Genomic DNA, 24668 nt, shown 5'->3' on the forward strand with positions numbered 1-24668 from the left:
CTCACAGCAGCCAGCGCACCGCCGCGAGCGCGGTCGCGCTCACGACGAGGAGGTGGACCAACACCGCGCCGACCGGCGCGGCGCCGACCGCGCGCATATCCTCGATCCGGATCGAGAGCCCGAGGCCGACGAACGCCAGCGCGAACAGCGCGTCCGACACGCGCCCGATCGACGCCAGCGCGGCCGGCGAGAGCAGCCCGCTGTTGGCGACCGCCGCGACGAGGAGGAAGCCGAGCAGGAACTTCGGGAACTCCGCCCACAGCCGCCGGACGTCGGGATCGGCGGCCGACCGCGCCGTGTACGCAACCGAGTACGCGACCGCGACGCCGCCCAGAAGGGAGTTGCGCGCGAGCTTCGTCACGGTCGCCCACTGGCCCGCCTCGGGCGAGTAGGCGAACCCCGCGGCGGCGACGGGGCCGGTCGAGAACATGCTCACGCCCGCCCAGACGCCGAACTGTCGGCTCGTGAGCCCGAGCCACTCGCCCGCCAGCGGGAACGCGACGAGCGTCACCGCGTCGAACAGCAGGATCGTCGCGGCCGCGAAGGTGATGTCCGCCCCGCGCGCGTCGAGTACCCTCCCGATCGCGACGACCGCGGAGACGCCGCAGATGCTCGCGCCCGCGGCCAACAGCGAGGAGGTGGGTGAGCCGATCCGGAACAGGCCGCGCGCGACGACCTCTCCCAACAGGAGCCCGCCGGCGACCACCGCCACCACGAGGCCGAGGACGGTCGGCCCCGCCGTGAGGAACTCCTCGACCGCGACCGCCGCGCCGAGCAGCACGATCCCGGTCTCCAGGAACAGCTTGTCGACGCCGACGCCCGGCTCCGCGATCTCGGGGACACCAACGGTATTTCCGACACCGACGCCGATCACGACGGCGACGACGAGCGGCTGGAGGCCGGGGACGGCGCCCGCGATGAGCGTCGCCGCGATCGCGCCCCCCGCGAGCAGCGCGAGGCCGGGGAGGTGCGCCCGGACCGCCTCGGCGATCCCGGTCACAGCGCCTGTCCGATGAGGTGCGCGGCGACGATCCCGAGCCCCAGCGCGAGCGCCTGCCAGCCGCGGTCGAGCGCGGTCCAGCGGTCGACGAGCGAGGGGGTCGGTGCGGCGGCGTCCGGGCGTGCGCCGGCCTCGTCGGCGGCGTCCGACCGCCCGTCCGTCCCGTCGGCGGCGTCCGATACCATACGCGTCGCTCGCCGCGCTCGCATTTATGCGGTGTGGCTCGGGCCCCTCCTTGGGTGCCGATGGAGCGAACCGCGGTCGGGTGCCGACCGAAAGAGGCAGGACGCGGGAGGGTGTGGTGCCCACAATCGATGGCCACCACGCAGATCAAAGACGCCGTCCACGGCTACATCGAGTTGCCGGACGCGCTCGTCGAGGGCGTCGTCGACACGCGGCCGTTCCAGCGGCTCCGGTACGTCCGCCAGCTCTCGGCGACGCACCTCGTGTACCCGGGCGCGAACCACACCCGGTTCGAGCACTCGCTCGGGGTCTACCACCTCGGACGGACCGTCTTCGAGAACCTCCGTCGGCAGTCGTACTTCACGCGGGACGCCGCCGCCGACGAACTCGAAGAGATCCAGCGCACGCTGGAGTGCGCCTGCCTGCTCCACGACGTGGGCCACCCGCCCTTCTCGCACCTCTCCGAGGGGTTCCTCGACGAGGGGGTCCTGCGGGAGCGCGTCGCGGAGACCGGGCTTGTCGACGCCTTCGACGACGCCGGCGTCGGCGGCGCCCCGCTCCGCTCGGCGAACCCGCACGAGCTGCTCGGCTGCGTGATCATCGTCGAGGAGTACGGGGACGCCCTCCGCGCGTTCGACGTGGACCCCTTCGAGGTGTGCGCGTACGTGCTCGGCTACAGCCTCGCGTACGAGCGCGGCGAGCCGTGGCAGTACGGGGTCGGCGCGCAGCTGCTCCACTCGCCCATCGACGTGGACCGGCTCGATTACATCACCCGCGACAACGAGATGACCGGCGCGGGCGTGTTGAGCTTCGACGTCGAGCGCATGGTCGACGCGTACACCGCCCACCCGGAGGCGGGGCTGGCGCTCTCGGAGAAGGCGCTCTCGACCATCGGCAACTACCTCGAAGGGCGGATCGCGTTGTACATGTGGGTCACCCAGCACCACAAGTCGGTGTACGCGAACCGGCTGCTTCAGGCGCTGCTGCGGGAGTACGCCGCCGAGACCGGCGAGAGCCCCGTCACGGTCGACGGGATCATCGACCGCGAACTCGACGACAACGCGGTGCTCGAACGGCTCCGGACCGCCGCCCGCGAGAACCCCGACTCGACGCTCGCGTCGATGTACGACCGCTTCCGGGGGCGGCGCTTCCCCGCCACCTGCTGGAAACACCGGATCGCGCTCGCTGACCGGGTCGGCGGCGACCTCGCCGACGACCTCGACGGGGACGGCGGGGAGGGCGGACACGGCGACCGCCTCGACGAGTTCACGACGTGGCTCACCGCCGGCGACGACCGCTTGGAGCGACTCCTCGCGGACGCGCTCGACGTGCCGGTCCACGAGGTGTGGATCGACCGCTCGTACGTCCCGGCGTACGATCCCGACGAGCTGGAGGACATCCCCATCGCGTACGGCGGCACGACGCGGTCGGTCGCCGACTGGGGGTTGTACGGCGACCGCGCGTTCGACGTGCCGATCCCCTTCGTGTTCGTCCCCGACGGGACGAAGCGACGGGCGATCCGCGTGCTCAAGGAGGCCTTCGAGCGGGAGGTCGCGGAAAAGACGCGCACATAGGCCGTCGTTCGAGGCGGCCGATGGCCGAGTCGACCGTCGTTCGGCTCGGTCGTCGACCGGATCAGTCGTCGGCCTCGGCCGCGACTTCCTCGTCGTCCGCGGCGGGTTCGGCCGCTTCACCCTCGTCGCCGTCCGCTTCCGTCTCGCCGTCGAGCCGCGGGAAGTTCTCGATGGTCGCGTCGCGGAAGGCGGCCTCGTCGAACTCGTAGTCGTCCTCGTCGAAGAAGCCGAGGACGGTCTCGACGTCTCGCATCGCGTTCTTCAGCGCGGTCGAGGCGCCCGGCGAGGGCGTGATGTTGAACAGGATGCCGTCCTCGACGATCTTCGCTTCGCCCATGTCGAGCGCTTTGTTCTCGGTGTCGACGATCTGTGGGCGCACGCCGCCGTACCCCTTCGCGCGGTCGATGTCGTCGACGTCGACGCTCGGCACGACCTTCTGGACGTTCGGGAGGAACGCGCGCTTCCCGACCGCGGGGAGGTCGTACACGAGGTTGCGCACGACGTACGGGAAGAGGATCCGGTCCGAGAGGATGTTGACGTAGCTCAGCACGGATTCCGGGTTGAACCCGAACACGTCGACGAAGTCGCTCACCGTCGAGAGGTGGCCGCGTTCGAGCGCGGGCACGAGCTTCGCGGTCGGCCCGAAGCGGGTAACGCTCCCGTCGTGGACGTCGGCGTCGCCGTGGACCGCCGCGAACGGGAGCTTCTTCATCTGGAGCGTGTACACCTTCCCGTTCAGCAGGTCGTCCGCGAGGAAGAAGCTCCCCGCGACCGGCAGCAGCGACATCCCCTCGCCGTACCCCATCTCCTTGGCGAACTGGAGGCTGTGGGACCCGGCCGCGACGACGACCGCGTCGGCGTCGAACGCGCCGTCGTCGGTCTCGACGCGGAACCCGTCGCCCCGGTCGTCGACGCCCGTAACCGCCGTCCCGAGGTGGACGGAGACGCCCTCCTCCTCACGGGCGGCGTCCACGAACGACCTCGCGACCGCGCCGTAGTCGACGACGTAGCCGTCGGGCGTCTGGAGCGCCTTCAGCTCGGTGTCGGGGTCGCGCCCCTCGACGACCTTCGGCTCCAGCTCGGCGATCTCCTCGCGGCCGATCTCGCGGAGCTTCGGGAACAGGTCGCCGAACCCGTTCTCGCGGTAGCGCTCCTCCAGCTTGGCGACCTCCTCGTCGCCGACGCCGAGGACCATCTTGCTCCGCTTGCTGTGCATCTCGCGGTCGGGGTCCGACCCTTCGAGGTAGCCCGCGAGCAGCTCGGCGCCCTCCTTGACCTCCTCGGCCTTTTCGAGGGTGTAGTTCGTCTCGATGTCCCCGAAGTGGAGCGTCTGGGAATTGTTCGTCCGGGCGGAGTTGATCGCGGCGATCTCTCGTTCCTTCTCGATCAGCGTGACGTCGTCGACGTCGATGAACTTCGCGACCGTGTACAGCAGCGACGCCCCGCTAATCCCTCCGCCGATGATTACGAGATCGGTGTCAGACATGCGTGGTGAAAGCTCACCTCGTGCGAGTACCTCCCCCGTTAACCCTTTTACCATCCTCGGCCGAAATCTCCCGGTAGAGAGCCTACGAACGTCGATTTACAATACAACGATCGTCGAAACTCGGTCGGAGCCGGGTCTCGGGTCGGTCTCACCGACTCGCCTCGCTGGGCTCGGTCCGGCCTACTCGTCCCGCGCGGCCCGGTACCGCTCGCGGATCGCCGCGAACAGTTTCCGGCCGGTCTCGGTCCGGAGCCGCGGCTCGGTCGTCGCGAAGAACTCGTCGAGGTCGTCGTACTCGCGGAACGCGTCGGGGTCGCCGCGTTCCGGGTCGTACCGGTCGTCCCGCTCGTAGGTCACGGCCTGAAGACAGGTGTCGAGCAGGTCGCACTCCTTGGCGAGGACCGCCGCCGGCGAGTCGCGAGCCTCGTACGCCTCCCACGCGTCCCGCACCCGCTCCGGAAGCGGGCCGGCGAGGTCGCGCATGGCCTCGCGCTCGGCGGCGACCTTCGCCTCGCAGTCGGCCGCCTCTGCGGTCGAATCGGCGCGGGGTGTGTCCTCGCCGTGATCCGCCACGTCGGCCGCCCGGGTCGCCACGTCGCCGGTCTCCGCCTCGGCCACGTCGTGGACGACGGCGAGCCGCAGGGCGCGGTCGAGGTCGACGCCCGGCAGGTCGGCGGCCAACCGGTCCCCGAGCGTCAAGACGAGATACGCGACGCCCCACGAGTGGGCGGCGACGGACTCAGGGTCCTCGACCCCGCGAAGCTGCCAGCCGGTGCGCCGCTCGTCTTTCAGGTCGTAGGCGGCGAGGACGGCGTCGAGCGCCGCGTCGGCGTCCGCGGGGTCAGCGTTGCCGTCGTCGTCTCCCGGAGCCATCGCCCCGGCCCGCTACTCCGCGAGCGCCCAGGTCTCGTCGCCCACCGGCTCGGCGACGTCCCGGCGGACCATCTCGTCGATGACCTCGTCGAGGCGGTCGGGCTGGGCGACCTCCATCTCGATCCGACCGATGCCGTGGAACTCCTCCAGGTAGTGGCGCAGGTCCTCCCGCGAGAACGCCGACTCGTCGGCGCGCTCCATCGCGCCCTCCGTGAGGTCGACCATGTCTTCGAGGAAGTTCCACGGGTAGACGACCCACGTCCACTGTTCGAGCCGTTCGCCCACGAAGTCGGGCTGGAACTCTGAGGTGCCGAGCAGCTGGAGCGTCGCGGTGCGGATCTCGGCCGCGTCCCGGTCGTCGACGTACTCCTCGGCGCGGCGGATCGAGCCGCCGGTGTCGGCGATGTCGTCGATGATGAGGACGTTCTTCCCCTCCACGCTCCCCTCGGGCATGGGGTAGCGGATCCGGGGCTCGTCGCTCTTCTCGGCGGCCCCCACGTAGTGTTCCATCTTGAGACTGGTGAGGTCGTTGAGTCCGAGGAAGTCGCAGACGCAGCGCCCCGCGAACCAGCCGCCGCGGGCGAGGGCGACGACCACGTCCGGCTCGAAGTCGGCCCGCTTCACCGCATCGGAGACGTTGCGGCAGAGCCCGTAGATGTACTCCCAGTTGGTGAGCGTGCAGTCGAAGTCGTCCGGGAGGTCGCTCATACGAGCGTACCTGCCACCCGCGCGCTGATAAGGGTTTAGCTCCGCCACTCCTGCCGTCACCGCAGCGCCGAGATGAGCGCGATGCCGCCCGCCAACAGCAGCGCGAGCGCGGCCACCGGCTGCCCGCCGCCGACCGCGAGCGAGACGCCGTAGACGAGGCCGGCCGCGAGCGCGCCGACGAGCAGGCTCGCCCCCGCGTGGACCGCGACGTTGCGTCGGACGCGGGCGCCCCGACCCACCTGCTCGCCGAGGCCGACGCCGTGGTCCGCGACGTCCCACGCGACCACGAGCCCGACGGCCGCGACGAGGAGCGCCTCGGCGGGCGCGCCGCGGTACCCCGCGAGCGCGAGGCCGACCACGCCGACGGCCGCGCCCCACGTCAGGGCCCGCGTCGAACTCCGGAGCGACCCGCCGAGGAACCCGAGCGCGGCGACGCCGAGCAGCGCGCCGCCCGTCGGACTCGCGACCAGCCCGGCGGTCGCCGCGACGCCCGCGGCCGCGAGGCTCACGACGACCGCGACCGTCGGCGGCCGCGCGTCCGTCTCGTGGAACTCGGCGACTGCGTCGTCGTCGTGCGCTCGTGCCCCGGTCGCGCCGTCGGCGTCGTCCGTTTTCGCCTCGGTCCTCCCGTCGCCGGCGTGTTCGCTCCCCGCGGCGTCCCCGTCGCCGATCGCACCGCTCATCGCGACCACCGCCTCGTCGCGGCCGCGACCGCGACCGGGAAGGAGTCGTCGCCCCACTCGACCGCGCGGATCCCCGCCGACCGGAGCGACCGCAGGCGCTGACGTCGCTCGAAGGTCGTCAGCCGCTGGCCGGCGGTTTCGGTCGTCGTCGGGTCCGGCGAGAGCACCGTCACGAGGTGGCCGTGCGCGTCGATCCGTCGAGCGAGCGTCGCCGCGGTGTCGTCGACGAGGGGGGTGAAGAACAGCACCTGCGCGTCGACCGGGAGCCGGCGCCGGAACCGCCGGAGCCACAGCGACCGGTAGAACCGCCCGTCGCTCGGGGTCGGCGCCAGCGCCGGGTCGGTGGCCAGCGTCTCGCGCCCGCGGGCGGCGTGGACGGTCCCGCTGCCGGGCGGGAGCCAGCAGTCGAGCGGCGACAGCGCCGCGATCCCGACCCGGTCGCCGCCGTCGAGGAGCGCGGAGAACGCTTGGCCGGCGGCCGCGACGCTCGCCTCCACCGCCGTCTCGGCGTCTGGGTCGGCCGCGACGTACGCCGACTCGCGGGCGTCGACGAGCAGCACGACGGTGGCGGCGCGCTCCTCGCGCAGCTCGACGGTCGACAGCTCGCCCGTCCGCGCCCGCCGGTTCCAGTCGATCCGCTTCAGCGGGTCGCCGCGGCGGTACTCCCGGGTCGCGTGGAACTCGACGCCGGCCCCGCCCACGTCCGTCGGCACCCGCCCGTGGTTGACGGTCGTCAGCCCGCGCAGCGGGAGGTCACCGCCGGCGGTCAGTTCGGGCGTACAGGCGATCGACGTCGGCGCGTCGAGGGCGGTCGAGCGCTCGCGCGCCCCGGCCGCGTCGCGCGTGATCGCGGTCAGCGGCTCCCACTCGTGGTCGCCCCGGGCGGCGCGCACGGTGTACTCGAACGTCACCGCCGTCCCGGGCCGCAGCGCCGTCGCGACCCGCGCGGGGCCGTCGACGACCGCCAGCCCGGGCGGGACGCCGTCGGAGAGCCGGAGATCCGGGAGCGCCGTCTCCCCGACGTTCACAGCGCGGACGGTCACGCGCACCTCGTCGCCCGGCGCCGGCGCCTCGTCGCTCACGGAGCGGGTCACCGAGAGCGTCGGCGTCGGCGCGTCGCCCGCCCGCGCGTACACGGCGTAGCCGACGCCCACCGCGCCCGCGAGCAGCAGCGACGACTGCCGGACGAGCACGCCGAGGCCGACCAGCGCCAGCGCCGCGCCGGCGATCCCCAGCCAGCGGTCGGTCGCGACCTCGCGCCGGCGCTCCCGGTCGGTCGGCGCGTCGGTCGACGCCGTCGCGGTCGAGTCACCTCCCTCACCGGGCGTCTCGTTCCCCTCTACGGTCGTCTCGCTCACTTGTCCGGTCGCGACGCCGTCGTTCGCGTTCGATTCGTCCGCGTTCGCCTCGTCCGCGTTCGATTCGTCCGCCTTCTTCCGGGCCGCGCTCCCCGCCTCCGCGCCGCCCTGCTCCGACTCGCTCGATTCGGACGCGACCGCGGCGCCGCTCGGATCGCTCACGCCGCACCCCCTTGGATCCGTCCGATCTCGTCGACCGCGGCCCGGAGCCCGTACCAGTAGTTCGAGCGCCCCCTGATCCCGGCCGACAGCCGGATCCGGAGCGGGTACGTGGACCGGCTGTCGAAGAACGCGGCCGCGGCGGGGTCGTCCGTCCACGTCCCGTCGTCGACGGCCGCCGCCGCGGCCGCCGCCGAGCAGTTGCGGTCGCGGGTGACGGCGTCGACCGCGACCTCCCGGACCCGGTCGCGGAGGTCCCTGCGGTCTCGGTAGCTACCCGGCGCCGCGCTGGCGACCCGCGCGATCCGCTCGTCGAGGTCCGAGCCGGGCACCGCGGCGGGGGCGCGCCGCTCCGGCTCGCCGGGGTCCGTCGGCAGTCGCCGCCGATCGCGGCGCGCGTTCGCGTACCGGACCCCTTGGACCAAGCCGAGGACGCCGAGCAGCGTGACGACCGCCGAGGTGGGGGAGATGGCGGCCGCGATGCCTCGGTCGAGCGCCGCGAGGAGGCCGACGGCCACCGCCAGCACCCCCGCGACCGCGAGCGGTCGCACTACGGGTCACCTCCGGCGGAGCCGGCGCCCGCGGCCGCGACACCGTCGCGGGTCACGAGTCCCCTCCGTGTCGCTCCTCGATCCGGCGCAGCGCCTCGACGGCGCGGCGCTCGCGGTCGTCGGTCGCGTCCTCACCGCCGTACCGCACGCGCTCGAACACCTCGGTGAGCGCGGTCACCGGCTCCTCGTCGACGCCCGCGTCGACCGCGGCGGTCGCGAACTCCGCCGGCGTCGACGACGCCGGGCGGTCGACGTCGAGGACGTCGGTCATGTCCCGCCACGCCCGGTACACCTCGTTGTCCGCGTCCGACGACTCGATCCGGTCGGCGGCCTCGCCGGCCGTCCGCCCGACTGCGGCGAGGTCCGGCGGCTCGTCGGCCGGCTCGTCGGTCCGGCCGCCCGCGTCCCCGTCCGCCTCGTCGTCGCCGCCGGCGAGGAGGAGCGCGGCGACGCTCGCTATCACCGCGACCACGACGACGACCGCGAACAGGATCTGCGGCGCCGACGCCGCGCCCTCGCCGCTCCCGAACCCGCCGCCGCCGGCCGCGCCCGCCGGCAACAGCCCCGTCCCGTTACCGCCGAGGCCGAGCCCGATGGAGACGTTCTCGGCGACCGAGCGACACGTCGACAGCACCCAGAAGAGAACCCCGATCGGCGCGCCCATGACACCGGCGACGGCGACGCTCGCGAGCGGCGAGGCCGTGTCCCGGTAGGTGATCCCGGCGAGCAGCGTCACCCCGACGAGCAGCGCGATCACCGCGGGGGGTTCCCTGAGGGCCGGGAAACAGAGCCCCGACGCGGAGAACTCGCCTCCCTCGCCCGACGACGTGAGGACGCCGGGGTCTCCGGCGTCTGATCCGACGCTCGGCGCGTCGCCGCCGCTCCCCCCGAACCCGCCGCTACCCGTGTCGACGGCGGTGTCCAGCGTCGCCGCTGCGACGCCGAGCGCGACGAGGGCGAGGAGGGCGACGACGACCGCGACGAGGGCGTCCCGCTTCACGTCAGCGAATACGACGGCCGCCGGGAATAGCTTTCGGCGACGGCGACTCGAACGAGGGACCGCCGGACGACGCCGACTACCCGCCCTCGCTCTCGCCTATCCGCCCTCGCTCTCGCCTATCCGTCCTCGCTCCCGTCGACGACGTCGTCGAGCGAGGTGGTCGGGAACAGCGCGTCGACGTCGGGGTCGGGATCGACGAGGCGGTACGCGGTCCCGTCGGGCTCGACGACCCCGGCGTCCGCGAGGTGGTCGAGGTGCGAGAACGCCTCGCCGGGGCCGTGGAGGACGTGGATCTCCTCCAGCGAGCCGAACAGCGCGGCCGACACCTCCCACGCGGTCGCGGGCCCCGACTCGTCGAGGACCTCGATCACGCGGCGTGTCCGGTGGCGGTGGTGGTCGAGGATCGTCGCCGCCCGGCGGCTCGGCTCGTCGATCCGCCAGCGGTGTCCGGGGTGGGCGGCGTCGAAGTCGCGAGCGACGATCCGCGCGAGGCTCTCGGCGTAGGCCGCGAGCGCGCCCTCGACGCGCACGTCCGCGCCGCCGACGTTCGGGGTGTACTTCGGGAGCAGCGCGTCGCCCGTGAAGACCTCCTCGGTCGCCTCGGTGCCGGCGACCGGTTCGTGGTCCGGCACCGTCCGCGGGTCGAACGCGAACCCGGAGAGCCCGGCGGTGTGGCCGGGGAGATGAAGGGCTTCGAGTTCGACGCCGCCGGCCTCGATCGCGTCGCCGTCCGCGAACGTCGTCACGTCGGCGGGCTCCCCCGAGAGGTCCGAGCTGACCGCGTCGAAGAAGTCGATCAGTCGCTCTCGGTCGGCGGCGGGCATCCCCCACCGCTCGAACGTCTCGCGCTGGAGGTCGCGGTCGGCGAACAGCGGCGTCTCCGTCCCGTCGACGAGGCCGGCGTCGGCCTCGTGGACGTACACGTCGGCGCCCCCCGCGGCCTGAATCTCGCCGGCGAGCCCCGCGTGGTCCGGGTGCCAGTGGGTGAGGACGACGGCGTCGATGTCGGCGAACGTGTGGCCGTACTCGGCGAGGCCGTTGACCAACTCCTCGCGTACCTCCGGGAGCGCGACGCCCGTGTCGACGAGCGCCGTCGTCTCGCCGTCGAGCAGGTACGCGTCGTTCTCGCCCTCGAAGACGGTGTTGCCGAGCTGGATCCGTTTCACACGACCATGTCTCGCGGCGCGCATTTCAGGGTTGCCACCGCGGCGAGCCCGGCCGAGGTCACCCGGTCAGGAGGGCTTTTACTCGCGCGCCCCTCACCGCCGATATGGAGTACCAACCGGGCGTGTGTAACATCGGACCGACCCAACAGCGACGGCGGCTCCTCCTCGGCGTCGGGTCGCTGCTGGCCGCCGTCGCCTACGTCGCGGCGGTCGTCGCGCTCGCGTGGCCGCGGTGGGCGCTCGTCCTCTCCGTGGTCCCGCTGTACGGCGCCGCGATGGGCGCGCTGCAGTACCGCGAGCGCTTCTGTGTCGGCTTCGCCGGCATGGGCGTCTTCGACGTGGGCGAAGGTGCGAACGAGATCGAGAACGAAGAGGCGCTCGCCGCGGACCGCAAGAAGGCGGTCAAGCTCAACGCGAAGGCGATGGCGATCGGCGCGGCCGGGACGGTGGCCGTCTTCGCTGCGGTGACCGCGTTCCTGTAGTCGGTAGCCTGAATGTGCGCCCCATAACATCTGTAAATACAGCCCACCTAGCGGGCAAGAGGTACTAAGTCCCGGCTGCGAGTTAACGCCGACGAGGTAACCACGTAAGTGAGTCACCTTCTCCGCCCTGAAAGACGGAGCTTGTCGGTGGACTTCCGTTCTGGCCGACCCTACTGGGTGGCAGACGAGTAGCCGCCATTCACGTTCAGCGTCCCCGACTTCAGGGCGAGGTGACGTGTCGCCCCTCCGTGCGGAGACTTTTGCCCCGCACGGAGTAGTCGAAATCCGATATTCTTCGCCGCGTTGTAGTCCGCATTGACCACGTAGCCGCACTTCTGGCAACGGAACTTCGCTTGTGACTGGCGGTTTTCGGCCAGCGTCGTCCCGCACTTCGAACACTGCGTAGACGTGTACGCTGGATTCACCTGTGTTGCTTCGATGCCTTCCGCTTCGGCCTTGTACGCTACGTAGTCGTACAGGCGCCGGAACGCCCACGCATGGAACTTCCTCGCGCCCGGCATCCGGTCGCGGATGCCCGTCAACTCTTCGAACGCGATCCGGTCGCACTCGTGCGCGACAGCCTCTTGAACGATAGCTTTCGAGATACGGTGGAGATAGTCCTCGACCCACCGTGTCTCTCGACCGCTCATCCGTTTGATGGTTCGATGCGCCGACTCCGTGCCCGTCTGTTGGAGGTCGCCACGCACGCGTTCGTACTCTCGCCGACGGTGTTTAAGATAGTCACCGCTCCAAAACATCCCGGTTGACGTGACGGCGATCTGTTCGATACCGAGGTCGACTCCGAGGACTGTGCTGTGCTCGGCGTCGCCGTCGCCCGGTATCTCTGACTCCACGTCGGCCTTCGTTCCGATGTGGAGGAAAAACGTGTCCGTCACCTCGCGGTACTGGAGCGTCGCACTCGTCACTTCGTACTCGTCGTTGCGGAGGTACGTCGTCTGCGGGTTGTCGCCTTCCGGTGGGAGGACGTATTCGGCTTCGATGCGTCCGTTGACCGTGGAGAGAGAGACATGGTCGTCGTGGAACGTCGCACTCCGGTTGTCGTAGCGGACGGACGGCGTCGTGAAGTTCGGTTGCGACGCCTTCTTGCCGTTCTGCCAGCGGGTGATAACGCCCTTGATGGCTTCGGCAGCGCGGTTGCGTGCGGATTGAACGAGATTCGCCTGAAGCCGTGTCTGTTCGCGCACGTCGGAGTACGTCCGGTCGTGGAGTTCGTTCTTGGACGTCGGTTTGTAGTCGTCCTGCCATGCGTCGCGGACGACGTAATTACACGCCCACAGATACTCCTCGACGGTTTCGTGGAGAAGAGTTGCGTCGCTGTCGTCCACGTCGAGTTTGACGACGACCGTGCGACGAACCTCCGCCATGTCTCATATTTACCTGAACTGAGGCGCTAAGGCCCCTTCCTCAACGAGCGACCGAAGGGAGCGAGTAGGGAGGGGATACAGCGCCGGACGAGTAGCAAACACGTTCGACGCTCGGCCCACAGGCCCACGCAATCGCAACAACTATACGCACAAGTGCGCATAATACGCATATAGTGAGACGGAAAAACATCACCATCCGCGAAGACCAAGCCGAGTGGATTGAGGAGAACCACCTCAACCTCTCGTCGTTCGTTCGCGGACAACTTGACGAACTCATCGAAGAACGTTCGTGAACTACAACTACAGGTATCGACTCCGACCGTCCGACGCTCTCGAACAACAGTTAGCGTGGACTGTCGATACCTGTAGACAGGTCTACAACCACTTCCTCCACCGGCTCAACCGCACCGACGACACCTCGGCATACAGCGAGCAGAAACTCCTGCCGAGCCTCAAGAAGTGGTGGAACGACCTGAAAGACGTTCACTCGAAAGTCCTTCAGAAAGTCGTACAACGGCTGTACGACAACCTCTCAACGCTTCGTGGTCGTAAAGAGAATGGCTACCACGTCGGGACGCTCAAGTGGAAGGCACCGAGCGAGTACCGCAGTTTCACCTACAGTCAATCCGGCTTCAAGCTCAAGAACACGAGCGGTCGGACTCGGCTGTGGCTCTCGAAGCTCGGAGAAATCCCGCTCACCTTCCACCGCTCCCTCCCCGACGACGCCGAAATCAAGACGGTCACAGTCAAACAGGAACCGACCGGGAAGTGGTACGCCATCCTCGGCGTCGAAACCCCGGGCGACCCGCCCGCGAAACCAGAGACTCCCGAGAAGTGCGTTGGCATCGACGTAGGGATTCTCAAGTACGCCCACGACACCGACGGAACAGCTGTCGAATCGTTCGATCTGTCCGATGAACGTGAGCGGTTGGAACGCGCCCAACACGACCTCTCGCGGAAGGAACATGGTTCCGCAAATTGGGAGAAACAGCGCCGTGTCGTGGCCGAGCGTCACGCCGAGTTGAAGAACAAGCGGCGGGACTTCCTCCACAAACTCTCGAACTACTACGCCCGCGAATACGACTTCGTGGCCGTGGAGGACTTGGAGGTAAAGGGCTTGATCGAACTGCCGGGCAACTCGCGGAACCGAGCGGGCGCGGCGTGGGGAACGTTCCTGCGGATGCTTGAATACAAGTGCGAACGGGAAGGAACGTATTTTGTCGCGGTGAATCCTCGTGGGACGACGAAAGAGTGTGCGTCCTGCGACGTTTCGACGGAGAAGCCGCTGTGGGTCCGTGAACACTCCTGTCCGGCGTGTGGTTTCGAGGCGGATAGAGACGCGAACGCGGCGTGGAACATTCTTTCTCGCGGTATCACAAAGCGGTTAGGAGCGGGACGCTCCGAATCAACGCCTGTGGAGACTGCGCTCCCTGTGGATACCTCGGTATCTGCAAAGCGCGTCGTGGAAACAGGAAGCCCCACCCTCAAGCGCGAGCCGTCAGGCGAGCGGTAGGGTGGGGTAGTTCACTTGAGTAGCTTTATGAGAATTCTGCTCATGAGAGGAAATATGCCAGCAATCAAGAGTGGAGTGGATTCGACTTATATCGCCTTCCTCCCTGCCATCAACGGTAGGGTTTCTCGATTGTAAAAATGAGTCTGTCCGATGCGGACCGCGAGCTCGTGACCGCGGAGCTCGGTCGGGAGCCGACGGCGGCCGAGGCCGCGCTGTTCGAGAACCTCTGGAGCGAGCACTGCGCGTACCGCTCCTCGCGGCCCCTCCTGTCGGCGTTCGACAGCGAGGGCGACCAAGTCGTGGTCGGCCCCGGCGACGACGCCGCGGTCCTCGCGCTGCCCGAACCGGACGCGGCGGATCGGCCCGCGGCCGAGCGCGACGCCGACGACTACGGGGACACATACGTCACCTTCGGCGTCGAGAGCCACAACCACCCCTCCTTCGTCGACCCGTTCGACGGCGCGGCGACGGGCGTCGGCGGCATCGTCCGCGACACGATGAGCATGGGCGCGTACCCGATCGGCCTCCTCGACTCGCTGTACTTCGGCGGCTTCGACCGCGAGCGCTCCCGGTACCTCTTCGAGGGCGTCGTCGAGGGCATCTCCCACTACGGCAACTGCATCGGCGTCCCCACGGTGGGCGGCAGCGTCGCCTTCCACGGCGGCTACGAGGGGAACCCGCTCGTCAACGTCGCCTGCGTCGGTGTCACGAACGAGGACCGGCTCGTCACCGCCACCGCACAGGAGCCGGGGAACAAGCTCGTGCTCGTCGGCAACGGCACCGGTCGCGACGGACTCGGCGGCGCCTCCTTCGCGAGCGAGGACCTCGCCGAGGACGCGGAGACCGAGGACCGCCCCGCGGTCCAAGTCGGCGACCCCTACGCCGAGAAGCGCCTGATCGAGTGTAACGAGGCCCTCGTCGACGAGGACCTGATCCTGTCCGCCCGCGACCTCGGCGCGGCCGGCCTCGGCGGCGCCTCCTCCGAACTCGTCGCGAAGGGCGGACTCGGCGCGCGGATCGAACTCGACGCCGTCCACCAGCGCGAGCCGAACATGAACGCCACCGAGATCCTGCTCGCCGAGAGCCAAGAGCGGATGTGCTACGAGGTCGCCCCCGACGACGTCGACCGCGTCGCCGACCTCGCCGACCGGTTCGACCTCGGCTGCTCGGTGATCGGCGAGGTGACCGACGGGAACTACGTCTGCGAGTTCGCCGGCGACGCGGACGGCGACGGCGCGCCCGACCGCGACCGCGAGACCGTCGTCGACGCGCCCGCCGAGTTCCTCGCCGACGGCGCGCCGATGAACGACCTCGCGAGCGAGCCGCCGAGCGAACCCGACAGGGACCTCCCCGCCGACGACCCCCCGCTCGACGAGGCGGTCGCGGCCGTCCTCGCGGCCCCTTCCACCGCGAGCAAGCGCTGGGTGTACCGCCAGTACGACCACGAGGTCGGCACGCGCACCGCCGTGAAGCCCGGCGACGACGCCGCGGTGCTCGCGATCCGCGAGACGGAGCCGGCCGACGACGAGACCGACGCGGGCGACGACCCCGCCGACGGCGTCGGCCTCGCGCTCGCCTCGGGCGCGAACCCGAAGTGGACCGCGGCCGCGCCGTACGAGGGCGCCCGCGCTGTCGCGCTGGAGAACGCGACAAACCTCGCCGCGACCGGGGCGGTCCCGCTCGCCGCGGTCGACTGCCTCAACGGCGGCAACCCGGAGAAGCCGGACGTGTACGGCGCGTTTAAAGGGATCGTCGACGGCCTCGCGGACGCCTGCTCGGCGCTCGACGCGCCGGTCGTCGGCGGCAACGTCTCGCTGTACAACGACAGCGTCGAGGGGCCGATCCCCCCGACGCCGACGCTCGCGGTGCTGGGCACGACGCGCGGATACGACGCCCCGCCCGCCGCGCTCGACGCCGACCGCGCGGCCGACTCCGAGCTCCTGCTCGTCGGCGCCGGCGGCGACGCGCTCGGCGGCTCCGAGTACCTCGCGCACGCGGGCGGCAGCGACCGGTTCCCGACGCTGCCCGACGAGTCCGGCGCCGCCGACGGGCTCGGCGACCTCGTCGCGTCGCTCGCGACGGCCGCGCGCCACGAGTCGACGCTCGCGGCCCACGACGTGAGCGAGGGCGGGCTCGCGGTCGCGCTCGCGGAGCTGGTGACCGACGACGCCGGCGCCGACGCGACGCTCCCCGACCGCGTCGCGGCCTTCGACGAGACGCCCGGCCGCCTCCTCGTCCAGACGACCGACCCCGAGGCCGTCGCGGCCGCGGCGGGCGACCTCCCGGTCTTCCGACTCGGCGACGTGACGACCGACGGCACCCTCTCGCTCACCGTCGGCGACGAGTCGGTCGCGCTCTCGGCCGACGCGGTCCGCGACCACCGCGACGTGATCGAACGCGAATTGGCCTGAACCGGCGCGACGCGGTTGGAAAACGGCAAGCCGCGCACGCCGACTCCTCGCGATCACCCGATTTCGACGCCGCGAAAGCGAGCGATACGCTTTTAGGTACTCCTAAAGTATGAGGTGGCAACCGCGGGATGCCGGTCCGCCCGGCGCCCGCCCCCCATCGATGGCATCCACGGAACCAGTCGGCACGACGCGCTCGGTCGAGTCGGACGACGCGACGGCCGAGGGATCGGAGGACTCGGCGGTCGAACACCGGGCGAGCGCCGCTTCCGACGACGGGTCGAGCGCCGGCGCGGACCCCGTCCTGTCGCTGTCGGACGTCACGAAGGCGTTCGGCCCGGAGACCGCCGTCGACGACGTCTCGCTCGACGTCCGTTCCGGCGAGCTGCTGACGTTCCTCGGCCCCTCCGGGTGCGGCAAGACGACGACGCTCCGCACCATCGCGGGCCTCGAAGAGCCGACGAAGGGAGAGATCGCGCTCGGCGACGAGGTGGTCGCCGGCGACGGGTCGTTCGTCCCGCCGGAGCGGCGCGACGTGGGGATCGTCTTCCAGAACTTCGCGCTGTTCCCCCACCTCACCGTCCGCGAGAACATCGCGTTCGGGCTCGGCGACGCCGACGCGGAGGAAAGCGAGGCCCGCGTCGACGAGCTGCTCGAACTCGTCGAGATGACCGACCACGGCGAGAAGACGCCCGACCAGCTCTCCGGCGGGCAGAAGCAGCGCGTCGCGCTCGCCCGCTCGCTCGCGCCCGAGCCCGAGGTGCTCCTCCTCGACGAGCCGTTCTCGAACCTCGACGTGCGCCTCCGCGTGGAGATGCGCGAGGAGGTCCGCCGCATCCTGAAGGAGGCGGGCGTCACCGCCGTCTCCGTCACCCACGACCAGGAGGAGGCGCTCTCCATCTCCGACCGCGTCGCCGTGATGAACGACGGGGAAATCGAGCAGGTCGGCCGCCCCGAGTCCGTCTTCGAGCGCCCCGAGTCGAAGTTCGTCGCCTCCTTCCTCGGCCGGGCGTCGTTCCTCGAAGGCGAGCTCCGCGACGGGAAGGTCGACACCGGTATCGGCCGCTTCGACGCGGTGACGCTGGAGGGGTACGACACCGTCTACGACGGCGCGCCCGTCGACGTGCTCGTCCGGCCCGACGACCTCCGCGCCACGCCCGCGAGCCCGGAGCTCGCCGACGGCGTCGTCACCTCGCGGCAGTACGTCGGCCCCTCCTTCGTCTACCGGGTCGAACTCGACTCGGGCGAGGCCGTCCACTGCCTCCACAACCACGTCGAGGAGTTCGACCTCGACGAGCCCGTCTCCCTGGAGCTCACCGCGGACCACCCGCTGGCCTGGTACCCCCGGTAAGCGCGTCGCGGTTGGGACGTCGGGCACGATTGGCCCGGTTGTCATATATTTTTCAGACATATTACCGTCTGAACCAGCTGTTCGCTGAACGGTGCTTCTTGATCGAGTGCGGGAGTAGGTGTAGTATATCGTGAGTGAGGCCATTTATAAGGAGAGTTGTGGTGTTGTTGTCGGCTGTTTATAAGTGATCAGCGCTACTGGGATGGCGACCTCCAAAGCCCCAGTCGCGACGGCTCGCGCGCCTTGCTGCGCTCCTCAGTCGCTCGTTTCACTCGCTCCTTGCGGTGCTTACTGCGGCGTGCTTCGCCCTCGCGACTGCCCCTTTGAGTCCCACCCCGCACCGCACAGCGACCGCACCTCACGCCTCCCCCAGCCTCGCGGTTCGCGCTCTGCGAGCGCTCACCGCGTCCCTCGCGGGCTGGCTCGCGGCCTCCGCTTCGCTCCGGCCGCTCGCAGGCGCGCCACCGCACCCCTTTTATAACCCCTCGTCGCCGCCGCTCACGGTTATTTAAATACGACATCGCGGCCGGCGATCTGAGATACCCACTCCCGCTATCGCTCGCCGCTACCGCTGTACTGATGAGGAAATCTACAAGCTGCTGGGTGTCTCAATGGTGCCGTCCGATTCAAAAGTCGCCGAGCGGCGGCTCAGAAGGTAGCGAGGAACGGAACCGCGTACGCGATCAGCAGGCCGACGAGCGTGACGGCCGCGCCGATACCGACCTCGCGACTGCCGAACTCCTGCATCGGTGCGGTCACGCGCTTGTCCGGGTCGGGCTCGTGCGAGTGGTCGTCCATAATCGCGGATCCGGTCGGGGGACACATAAGCCCACCTGTACCCGGCGGAGGTGACCCTCCTCGCCGCGGCGTTGAAGCGCCGAATTGACTTGTCACTGACCACGCGGCACACCGCGTTCCGGCGTCCCGATCGCCGTGGATAATCTCAGTCAAAAAGAAAATTACATATAGCCAGTTGCGGGACGGAAACGTACGCCCAAAGAAGATACCTATGACAAGTGTCCTCACCCTGGCGTTCGTCGGCGTGGTTCCGATCGCCGTCGCGTTCGTCCTGCTCGCCGGACTCAGGTGGTCCGCCGCCCGCGCGATGGGAGTCGGGTGGCTGCTCGCGGGCGGGATCGGACTCACGTACTGGCGTATGGAGCTCGACTGGCTGATCGCGTCGGCCGTCTACGGCGCGTTCCAGGCGGTCGACATCATCCTCATCGTCTTCGGCGCCATCCTCCTGATGAACTACTTGGAGGGGAGCGGCGCCATCGCCACCATCCGCTGGTACTTCGGACAGATCGAGGAGGACAGGCGCATCCAGGTGTTGCTCATCGGGCTCGGCTTCATGACCATCATCGAGGGCGCGGCCGGGTTCGGGACGCCGGGCGCGCTCGCCGCGCCGCTCTTCATCGGCCTCGGCTTCCCGCCGCTGGCCGCCGCGGTGTTCGGCCTCTTCTTCAACGCCCCGAACCCGCCGTTCGGCGCGGCCGGAACGCCGGTCATCGGCGGCACCGGGGCCGTCATCGAACCGGCGCTGTCGGGCTCGGTGAGCGTCGGCGAGTTCCTCTCGATGGTCTCCGCGTGGTCGGGCGTCGTCACGGGGGTGACGTACGTGTTCTGGGGTCTGCTCGGCGTGTTCTTCCTGACGTACTGGTTCGGCGACGCCGACGGCGGCCGGAGCCTCGGCGGCGCCGTCCGCGACACGCTCCCGATCGCCCCGTTCGCGCTCCTGCTCGGCGTCGTCACCGGCGGAACGCAGCTGGTGATAGCGTGGTTCGTCGGGCCCGCGCTCCCCGACATCGCGGCCGGGTTCGTCGTCCTCGGCGTCGGGCTCCTGCTCGCGAACAACGATATCCTCGTCCCCGACCGCGAGTGGGACTTCCCGAGCGACTCCCAGTGGAGCGACACCTGGCTCGGGGGGCTCGACCTCGACGAGATCTCCCGCGACCAGCCGAACAAGGAGATGTCGGTGCTGCTCGCGTGGACGCCGTACCTGCTCGTCGCGCTCGCCCTGCTGGTCACCCGGTGGCCCGACCTCACCGTCGCCGGGACCGGGGTGCTGGCGTGGATCCAGAGCTTCACCGTCGGCATCGACTCGATCCTCGGCACGGAGCTCGGCTACACGCTCCAGTACCTCTACCTCCCGGGCACGATGCCGTTCATCCCCATCGCCGTCCTCACGGGGCTCATCCACAAGATGGACCTCGACGAGATGGGGGCGGCGTGGCGGCGCTCGGTCGAGCAGGTCGCGCCCGCCGCGCTCACGCTGATCATCGCGGTGTCGATGACGCAGGTGATGATCCAGTCGCAGACGAACACCGCGGGCCTCCTCGGCATGATGGAGGCGCTCAGTCGGGCGCTCGCGATCGGCGCGGGCGGCCTGCTCCCGATGATCTCGCCGTGGATCGGCGCCATCGGCTCCTTCATGACCGGGAGCAACACCTCCTCGAACATCCTCTTCAGCGTGCTCCAGTACAACGCCGCCGAGACGGTCGAGCTCTCCCGGACGATCGTCGTCAGCCTCCAGAACGTCGGCGGCGGCCTCGGCAACATGGTCTCCGTGTTGAACGTCGCCGCCATCTGCGGCGTCGTCGGCATCACCGGCCGCGAGGGCGACCTGCTCCGCAAGGCGGTCGTCCCGATGGCCCTGTTCGCGCTGTTCGCCGGGCTGTTCGGGATGCTCCTGAGCTACGTTCTCGTCCCCGGGCTGTTCTGACCCGGGACGGGTCGGTTCGGGGCCGATATTTTATATAACCGCTGACGCAACACACACGTATGTCTGAAACGGGTACGAACGACTCCGATGTCGACGACCCCGAGACGACGACGATCAACGTCCGCGTCACCGAGCGCCAACTGGCGGAGATCGATGCGGCCTGGAAGGAAGAGGGCTACACGTCTCGGAGCGAGTTCCTCCGGCACGCGATCCGGGACGCGACGGAGCATCCGGGCGCGTCACGTGATATGCTGGCGAGCATCGCCGCCGAGGAGTACGCGATGCGAAAGGGTGAGAGCGAGGCCGTCTCTCGCGACGAGGTCGTCGAGCTGATCGATGACACGTAGCGAGCGGAAGCCCACCCCTTCAGGGGTGGGTCTGAGCGACAACATTCCGTAGGAAACCACCCGCTACGACTCTTCTGGATATTCCACCTTATCGAGTCCTGTATTGACTAACTCGATGTATGCTTCGGTGAGGGTCCGGTCGGTTTCCTCGGCCCACTCTTTCACCTGTCCGTGGAGCGACCACGGAATATCCACGTTTGGACGCATCAGTGACAAGACTTTAGGACCGCAAGACTATATTAATTGGTGTCGTGAGGCGAACCAACACGTTCGCGGTACGCCCGCTCTCCAACGACGACAAGCGGCTACTGCGGGACCTGTTGGACGCCTCTGCGAGCCTGTGGAACGAGTTGAACTACGAGCGCCGCCAGCAGTTCTTCGACGGCGACAGCGTGTGGGACACCGCCGACTACCGGAAGCAGTACGTCGATGTGCTCAGCTCTGCCACCGCACAGCAGATCATTCGGAAGAACACATCCGCGTGGCAGTCGTTCTTCGCCGCCCGCGAAAACGGCGAGAATACCGCTCCGCCGGGCTACTGGGGCAACGAGGACGACGGCAGAGAACTCCGCACGTTCATCCGCAACGACCAATACACGCTGGAAGCCGGCGAGCGATCACGAGTCGAGATCCCCGTCGGCCACGCTCTGAAAGACGAGTACGGACTTGGCTATCACGACCGCCTGCGCCTCGAAGTTGCTGGCAACCCGAAGTGGGACGGCGAACAAGGTCGCTTGGAGATACAGTACGACGAGACAGACGACACGTTCAGAGCTTTTCAGCCTGTCACCGTGCCTGATTCTCGGCAGGATTCACCACTGGCTTCGCACGAAGCCGCGCTGGACGTGGGCGCAAACAATCTCGTCGCCTGTACGACCACGACCGGCCAGCAGTATCTCTACGAGGGGCGTGACCTGTTCGCCCGCTTCCGTGAGACAACCGAGGAGATCGCCCGGTTACAGTCTAAACTCCGCGAGGGACAATACAACAGTCAGCGGATACGGCGGCTGTATCGCACACGGACGCGACGGCGCGACCACGCACAAGACGCGCTGGTTCGACACCTGATGGAACGGCTCTATGCCGAAGGGGTCACCACGGTATACGTGGGCGACCTCACGGACGTTCTTTCGACGCATTGGTGTGCCGAGGGGAACGCAAAGACGCACCAATTCTGGGCGTTCCGGGCGTTCATCGAGCGGCTGTCGTACACCGCCAAAGAATACGGTATCACGGTCGAGGTACGGCCAGAAGCCGACACAACGCGAACGTGCCCGGTGTGTGGCGAGCAGGATGACACCGACCGGGACGGCGACGTGTTCCGGTGTCCGTGCGGTCATGAAGCCCACGCCGACCTGTGTGCGTCTCGCACGTTCCTTGACGAGCAGGCTAGCGAACCCGTTAGGTCGATGGCACGGCCCGTGCGCCTCACGTGGGACGACCACACCTGGTCGGAGCTATCACACTCTCCCGAGAGGGCCAGTCCCAACGAGGAGCGCACAAACCAGAGTACCGGCGACGGGAAACTTGCCTCTGTGGGGACGGCATAGCCAACATCCCCACCGGAGGAATTCCACGGCTTCAGCCGTGGGAGGATGTCAAGACTGGACGTGGGAGTTTCGACCTCCTGCCGCGCGAGCGTTCGAGGGGCTCGATATGCCGATACAGCAGCGGATCGTCTCGAAGCTTGACGACATCGTGACCGACGAGTGGCGGGACCCACCAGAGTATATCGAACCCCTCTCCGGCGTTCCGCACGGGAAGATCCGTATCGGTGACTTTCGCCTCGGCGCCGATGCTGAACGCGACCGAGAGGTCGTGGTGATCTACGACATCGAGCATCGATCGGGCGCGTATCGCCCGGGCGACGACTGAGCGCCGATTCGAACGTAATGACCGACTCACAAACACCTGAGGAGAACTCGTCCGATGCCGATGACAGTCTGGACGGACCGCCCCTCTACGAGCGGCTGATCCAGTGAGCCGAGTACATCAAAGCACAGCCGCCGGAGGTGTGGGGACCACAGCAGAACGCCGTCGTGAACGGACAGATCGAGAGCGCGCAGGCGGTCGACGTGAGCGCCGAGGACAGAAAGCGGATTCGGGAGTTCGCGGACGAGACGTTGCGGGCGGAAGGTGAGAGCAATGAGGAGGGTGAGGACGGGGAGTAAATCGACACCAGAACTCAGCATTTTCGAGGTGGAGCCCCCGACCTCAAGGAGCGAACGGAGTGAGCGAGTAGGTCGGGGAGGAAACCGACATGGGACGACACAACCACCACACCCCGACCGACCGACTCCCGATCATATAAGTACCGTCGGGTACTCTCTGAAACTATGGGCGTGCGTCGAACCGCCGTCGTGAAACTCGCCGTTTCCGACGAGCAACGCGACGCACTCCACCGAACCGCCGAGCAATATCTGTACTGCGCGAACCGAACCGCCGACTACTGTTGGTCAGACACCTCCTACACTGAGTGTGAGACCAACAAGCGAGAGGTTCGTGACGCGCTCTATTCCGAACTTCGGGAGGAGACGGACCTACAGGCCCAACTTGTCCAAGCCGCCATCAAACGCGCTGTCGAAGCCATCAAAGCATGTGTCGAACGGTGGAAAAAGGGACAGCGCGTCTCTCAACCGACGTTCACCGCTGAAACGATGGACTACGACACGCGAAGCGCGACCTTCTACCGGAACAAGGTGTCGCTGGCAACTGTTGAGGGCCGAGTCGAACCGTCGTTTGTTCTCCCGGCAGACAGTCCGACGCCCTACGAGCGGTACGTACTCTCCGAGAACTACGAGTTCCGCGAGAGTACGCTTCGGTACGACGCGGCCACTAACGAGTTCTACCTCAACATTTCGATGCGGCGGACAGACAGTGACGATGGGGTTTCGGAAGATACCGGGCACTCCGAGCAAACGGTCCTCGGTATCGACCTCGGCGTCAACAGCCTCGCTGTGTCCTCAACCGGCACGTTTTGGCAGGGGGACGACTACGACCACTGGTGTCGTGAGTTCGAGAAGCGGCGTGGCGAGATGCAACGGCGCGGCACGCAGGCCGCACACAAGGCCCTGCTTCGCCTCGGGAAGCGTGAAGAAGCCTGGCGCAAACAGTACATCNGGCACGCAGGCCGCACACAAGGCCCTGCTTCGCCTCGGGAAGCGTGAAGAAGCCTGGCGCAAACAGTACATCCACACGATCGCCAACGAACTCGTCTCGGAAGCCGTCGAACACGACTGCGACGTAATCGCGTTCGAGGACTTAAGCGACATTCGAGAGCGGCTTCCACACGCGAAGTGGCACCACGTCTGGGCGTTCCGACGCCTGTTTGAGTACGTCTCCTACAAAGCCCCTGAACAGGGAGTCTCCGTGGAGCAGGTTGAGCCGGACCACACATCCCAACGCTGTTCTCAGACAGACTGTGGGTTCACGCACGACGGCAACCGCCACGGCGAACACTTCGAGTGCCAGAAGTGTGGGTATGAAGTGAACGCGGATTACAACGCCGCAAAGAATATTGGCGTGCGGTACGCCCGGAAGCGACAACACAAACTCCGTTCCTCGCCCAAGTCGGGGAGCGGAGACGCACAAGTAGACGTGCGTGTGAATGGTGGGACGTTGAACGGTGAGAGTCACCAGCCTCTTGCTGGCGACTGATTGCCGGGAGTCCACATCAAAGCCCTCCCCTCAACGAGTGAACCCCGTATGGGGTGAGCGAA

General features: G+C 68.4%; 22 protein-coding genes and 1 pseudogene. 11 read left to right on the plus strand and 12 right to left on the minus strand.

Annotated features, from left to right (window positions below; genetic code table 11):
- Position 1: 1 nt before the first annotated feature.
- Positions 2-1000, minus strand: a complete 999-nt coding sequence (locus C463_RS10150) for a YeiH family protein (RefSeq protein WP_008443380.1) — start codon at positions 998-1000, stop codon at positions 2-4.
- A complete protein-coding gene (locus tag C463_RS10155) occupies positions 997-1185 on the minus strand; it encodes a hypothetical protein (protein WP_008443387.1) in 189 nt (62 codons plus the stop codon). The genes C463_RS10150 and C463_RS10155 overlap by 4 nt, the downstream gene beginning before the upstream one ends.
- Before the next feature lie 129 nt (positions 1186-1314).
- Between C463_RS10155 and C463_RS10160 the strand changes: the two genes are divergently transcribed.
- Complete coding sequence (locus C463_RS10160; protein WP_008443388.1) at positions 1315-2757, plus strand: HD domain-containing protein; 1443 nt, start codon at positions 1315-1317, stop codon at positions 2755-2757.
- A 61-nt stretch (positions 2758-2818) separates the two neighbouring features.
- Here the strand turns inward: C463_RS10160 and C463_RS10165 are convergent, their stop codons facing one another.
- From C463_RS10165 to C463_RS10200, 8 genes are all read right to left on the minus strand, one after another.
- Complete coding sequence (locus C463_RS10165; protein ID WP_008443390.1) at positions 2819-4243, minus strand: FAD-dependent oxidoreductase; 1425 nt, start codon at positions 4241-4243, stop codon at positions 2819-2821.
- Positions 4244-4423: 180 nt separating this feature from the next.
- Complete coding sequence (locus C463_RS10170; protein ID WP_008443392.1) at positions 4424-5116, minus strand: HD domain-containing protein; 693 nt, start codon at positions 5114-5116, stop codon at positions 4424-4426.
- Positions 5117-5128: 12 nt separating this feature from the next.
- The gene (locus C463_RS10175; protein WP_008443394.1) at positions 5129-5824 is read right to left on the minus strand and encodes a phosphoribosyltransferase; all 696 of its coding nucleotides are present in this window, start codon (positions 5822-5824) and stop codon (positions 5129-5131) included.
- Positions 5825-5880: 56 nt separating this feature from the next.
- Positions 5881-6564 carry a DUF7519 family protein gene (locus tag C463_RS10180; protein WP_008443395.1) on the minus strand — a complete coding sequence of 228 codons (684 nt, stop codon included), beginning with the start codon at positions 6562-6564 and terminating at the stop codon, positions 5881-5883.
- Positions 6504-8027 (minus strand): DUF58 domain-containing protein, encoded by a 1524-nt coding sequence (locus C463_RS10185; RefSeq protein WP_008443397.1) that lies wholly within the window; start codon positions 8025-8027, stop codon positions 6504-6506. Before C463_RS10185 ends, C463_RS10180 begins: the two co-directional genes overlap by 61 nt.
- Positions 8024-8575 carry a DUF7269 family protein gene (locus C463_RS10190; RefSeq protein WP_008443398.1) on the minus strand — a complete coding sequence of 184 codons (552 nt, stop codon included), beginning with the start codon at positions 8573-8575 and terminating at the stop codon, positions 8024-8026. Before C463_RS10190 ends, C463_RS10185 begins: the two co-directional genes overlap by 4 nt.
- Before the next feature lie 52 nt (positions 8576-8627).
- Entirely contained in the window at positions 8628-9575 is a 948-nt protein-coding gene (locus C463_RS10195; RefSeq protein ID WP_008443400.1) for a DUF4129 domain-containing protein, read from the minus strand.
- 116 nt (positions 9576-9691) lie between these two features.
- A complete protein-coding gene (locus C463_RS10200; RefSeq protein ID WP_008443402.1) occupies positions 9692-10741 on the minus strand; it encodes an MBL fold metallo-hydrolase in 1050 nt (349 codons plus the stop codon).
- 104 nt (positions 10742-10845) lie between these two features.
- Between C463_RS10200 and C463_RS10205 the strand changes: the two genes are divergently transcribed.
- Entirely contained in the window at positions 10846-11223 is a 378-nt protein-coding gene (locus C463_RS10205) for a hypothetical protein (RefSeq protein ID WP_008443404.1), read from the plus strand.
- Positions 11224-11393: 170 nt separating this feature from the next.
- Here C463_RS10205 and C463_RS10210 read toward each other — a convergent pair whose 3' ends face one another.
- Positions 11394-12608, minus strand: coding sequence for an RNA-guided endonuclease InsQ/TnpB family protein (locus C463_RS10210; RefSeq protein ID WP_008443406.1), 1215 nt, complete (start codon positions 12606-12608; stop codon positions 11394-11396).
- A 289-nt stretch (positions 12609-12897) separates the two neighbouring features.
- Between C463_RS10210 and C463_RS10215 the strand changes: the two genes are divergently transcribed.
- From C463_RS10215 to C463_RS10225, 3 genes are all read left to right on the plus strand, one after another.
- Positions 12898-14121 carry an RNA-guided endonuclease InsQ/TnpB family protein gene (locus C463_RS10215; RefSeq protein WP_008443411.1) on the plus strand — a complete coding sequence of 408 codons (1224 nt, stop codon included), beginning with the start codon at positions 12898-12900 and terminating at the stop codon, positions 14119-14121.
- Positions 14122-14258: 137 nt separating this feature from the next.
- Positions 14259-16532 (plus strand): phosphoribosylformylglycinamidine synthase subunit PurL, encoded by a 2274-nt coding sequence (gene purL, locus C463_RS10220; RefSeq protein WP_008443413.1) that lies wholly within the window; start codon positions 14259-14261, stop codon positions 16530-16532.
- A gap of 160 nt (positions 16533-16692) precedes the next feature.
- Positions 16693-17880, plus strand: coding sequence for an ABC transporter ATP-binding protein (locus C463_RS10225; RefSeq protein ID WP_008443415.1), 1188 nt, complete (start codon positions 16693-16695; stop codon positions 17878-17880).
- A 648-nt stretch (positions 17881-18528) separates the two neighbouring features.
- Here the strand turns inward: C463_RS10225 and C463_RS19215 are convergent.
- Positions 18529-18678, minus strand: a complete 150-nt coding sequence (locus C463_RS19215) for a DUF7550 family protein (protein ID WP_004595158.1) — start codon at positions 18676-18678, stop codon at positions 18529-18531.
- Between the two features lie 211 nt (positions 18679-18889).
- On the opposite strand from C463_RS19215, the gene C463_RS10230 reads away from it, so the two are divergent.
- The 6 genes and pseudogenes from C463_RS10230 to C463_RS10250 all read left to right on the plus strand — a co-directional run bounded on the left by C463_RS10230 (position 18890) and on the right by C463_RS10250 (position 24606).
- Positions 18890-20602: an L-lactate permease gene (locus tag C463_RS10230; protein ID WP_008443417.1), complete on the plus strand. Its 1713-nt coding sequence runs from the start codon at positions 18890-18892 to the stop codon at positions 20600-20602.
- Between the two features lie 59 nt (positions 20603-20661).
- On the plus strand, positions 20662-20949 hold the full coding sequence (locus C463_RS10235) for a ribbon-helix-helix domain-containing protein (RefSeq protein WP_008443419.1): 288 nt from the start codon (positions 20662-20664) through the stop codon (positions 20947-20949).
- Between the two features lie 251 nt (positions 20950-21200).
- Positions 21201-22499 carry an IS200/IS605 family transposon protein TnpB gene (locus C463_RS10240; protein WP_008443427.1) on the plus strand — a complete coding sequence of 433 codons (1299 nt, stop codon included), beginning with the start codon at positions 21201-21203 and terminating at the stop codon, positions 22497-22499.
- Positions 22500-22605: 106 nt separating this feature from the next.
- Positions 22606-22824 (plus strand): type II toxin-antitoxin system RelE family toxin, encoded by a 219-nt coding sequence (locus C463_RS10245; protein WP_008443429.1) that lies wholly within the window; start codon positions 22606-22608, stop codon positions 22822-22824.
- Between the two features lie 137 nt (positions 22825-22961).
- Positions 22962-23120, plus strand: a complete 159-nt coding sequence (locus tag C463_RS19220) for a hypothetical protein (RefSeq protein WP_167539446.1) — start codon at positions 22962-22964, stop codon at positions 23118-23120.
- Positions 23121-23285: 165 nt separating this feature from the next.
- Positions 23286-24606 (plus strand): annotated as a pseudogene (locus tag C463_RS10250) (RNA-guided endonuclease InsQ/TnpB family protein).
- Positions 24607-24668 lie beyond the last annotated feature (62 nt).

It is taken from the genome of Halorubrum californiense DSM 19288 (genome assembly GCF_000336875.1).
In the GTDB taxonomy this organism is placed as follows: Archaea; Halobacteriota; Halobacteria; order Halobacteriales; family Haloferacaceae; genus Halorubrum; species Halorubrum californiense.

Bases quoted from the DNA above. Each gene is read 5' to 3' on its own strand.
- C463_RS10155 (WP_008443387.1), bottom strand. From the start codon at position 1,185: ATGGTATCGGACGCCGCCGACGGGACGGACGGGCGGTCGGACGCCGCC.
- C463_RS10160 (WP_008443388.1), top strand. From the start codon at position 1,315: ATGGCCACCACGCAGATCAAAGACGCCGTCCACGGCTACATCGAGTTG.
- C463_RS10165 (WP_008443390.1), bottom strand. From the start codon at position 4,243: ATGTCTGACACCGATCTCGTAATCATCGGCGGAGGGATTAGCGGGGCG.
- C463_RS10170 (WP_008443392.1), bottom strand. From the start codon at position 5,116: ATGGCTCCGGGAGACGACGACGGCAACGCTGACCCCGCGGACGCCGAC.
- C463_RS10175 (WP_008443394.1), bottom strand. From the start codon at position 5,824: ATGAGCGACCTCCCGGACGACTTCGACTGCACGCTCACCAACTGGGAG.
- C463_RS10205 (WP_008443404.1), top strand. From the start codon at position 10,846: ATGGAGTACCAACCGGGCGTGTGTAACATCGGACCGACCCAACAGCGA.
- C463_RS10210 (WP_008443406.1), bottom strand. From the start codon at position 12,608: ATGGCGGAGGTTCGTCGCACGGTCGTCGTCAAACTCGACGTGGACGAC.
- purL (WP_008443413.1), top strand. From the start codon at position 14,259: ATGAGTCTGTCCGATGCGGACCGCGAGCTCGTGACCGCGGAGCTCGGT.
- C463_RS10225 (WP_008443415.1), top strand. From the start codon at position 16,693: ATGGCATCCACGGAACCAGTCGGCACGACGCGCTCGGTCGAGTCGGAC.
- C463_RS19215 (WP_004595158.1), bottom strand. From the start codon at position 18,678: ATGGACGACCACTCGCACGAGCCCGACCCGGACAAGCGCGTGACCGCA.
- C463_RS10230 (WP_008443417.1), top strand. From the start codon at position 18,890: ATGACAAGTGTCCTCACCCTGGCGTTCGTCGGCGTGGTTCCGATCGCC.
- C463_RS10235 (WP_008443419.1), top strand. From the start codon at position 20,662: ATGTCTGAAACGGGTACGAACGACTCCGATGTCGACGACCCCGAGACG.
- C463_RS10245 (WP_008443429.1), top strand. From the start codon at position 22,606: ATGCCGATACAGCAGCGGATCGTCTCGAAGCTTGACGACATCGTGACC.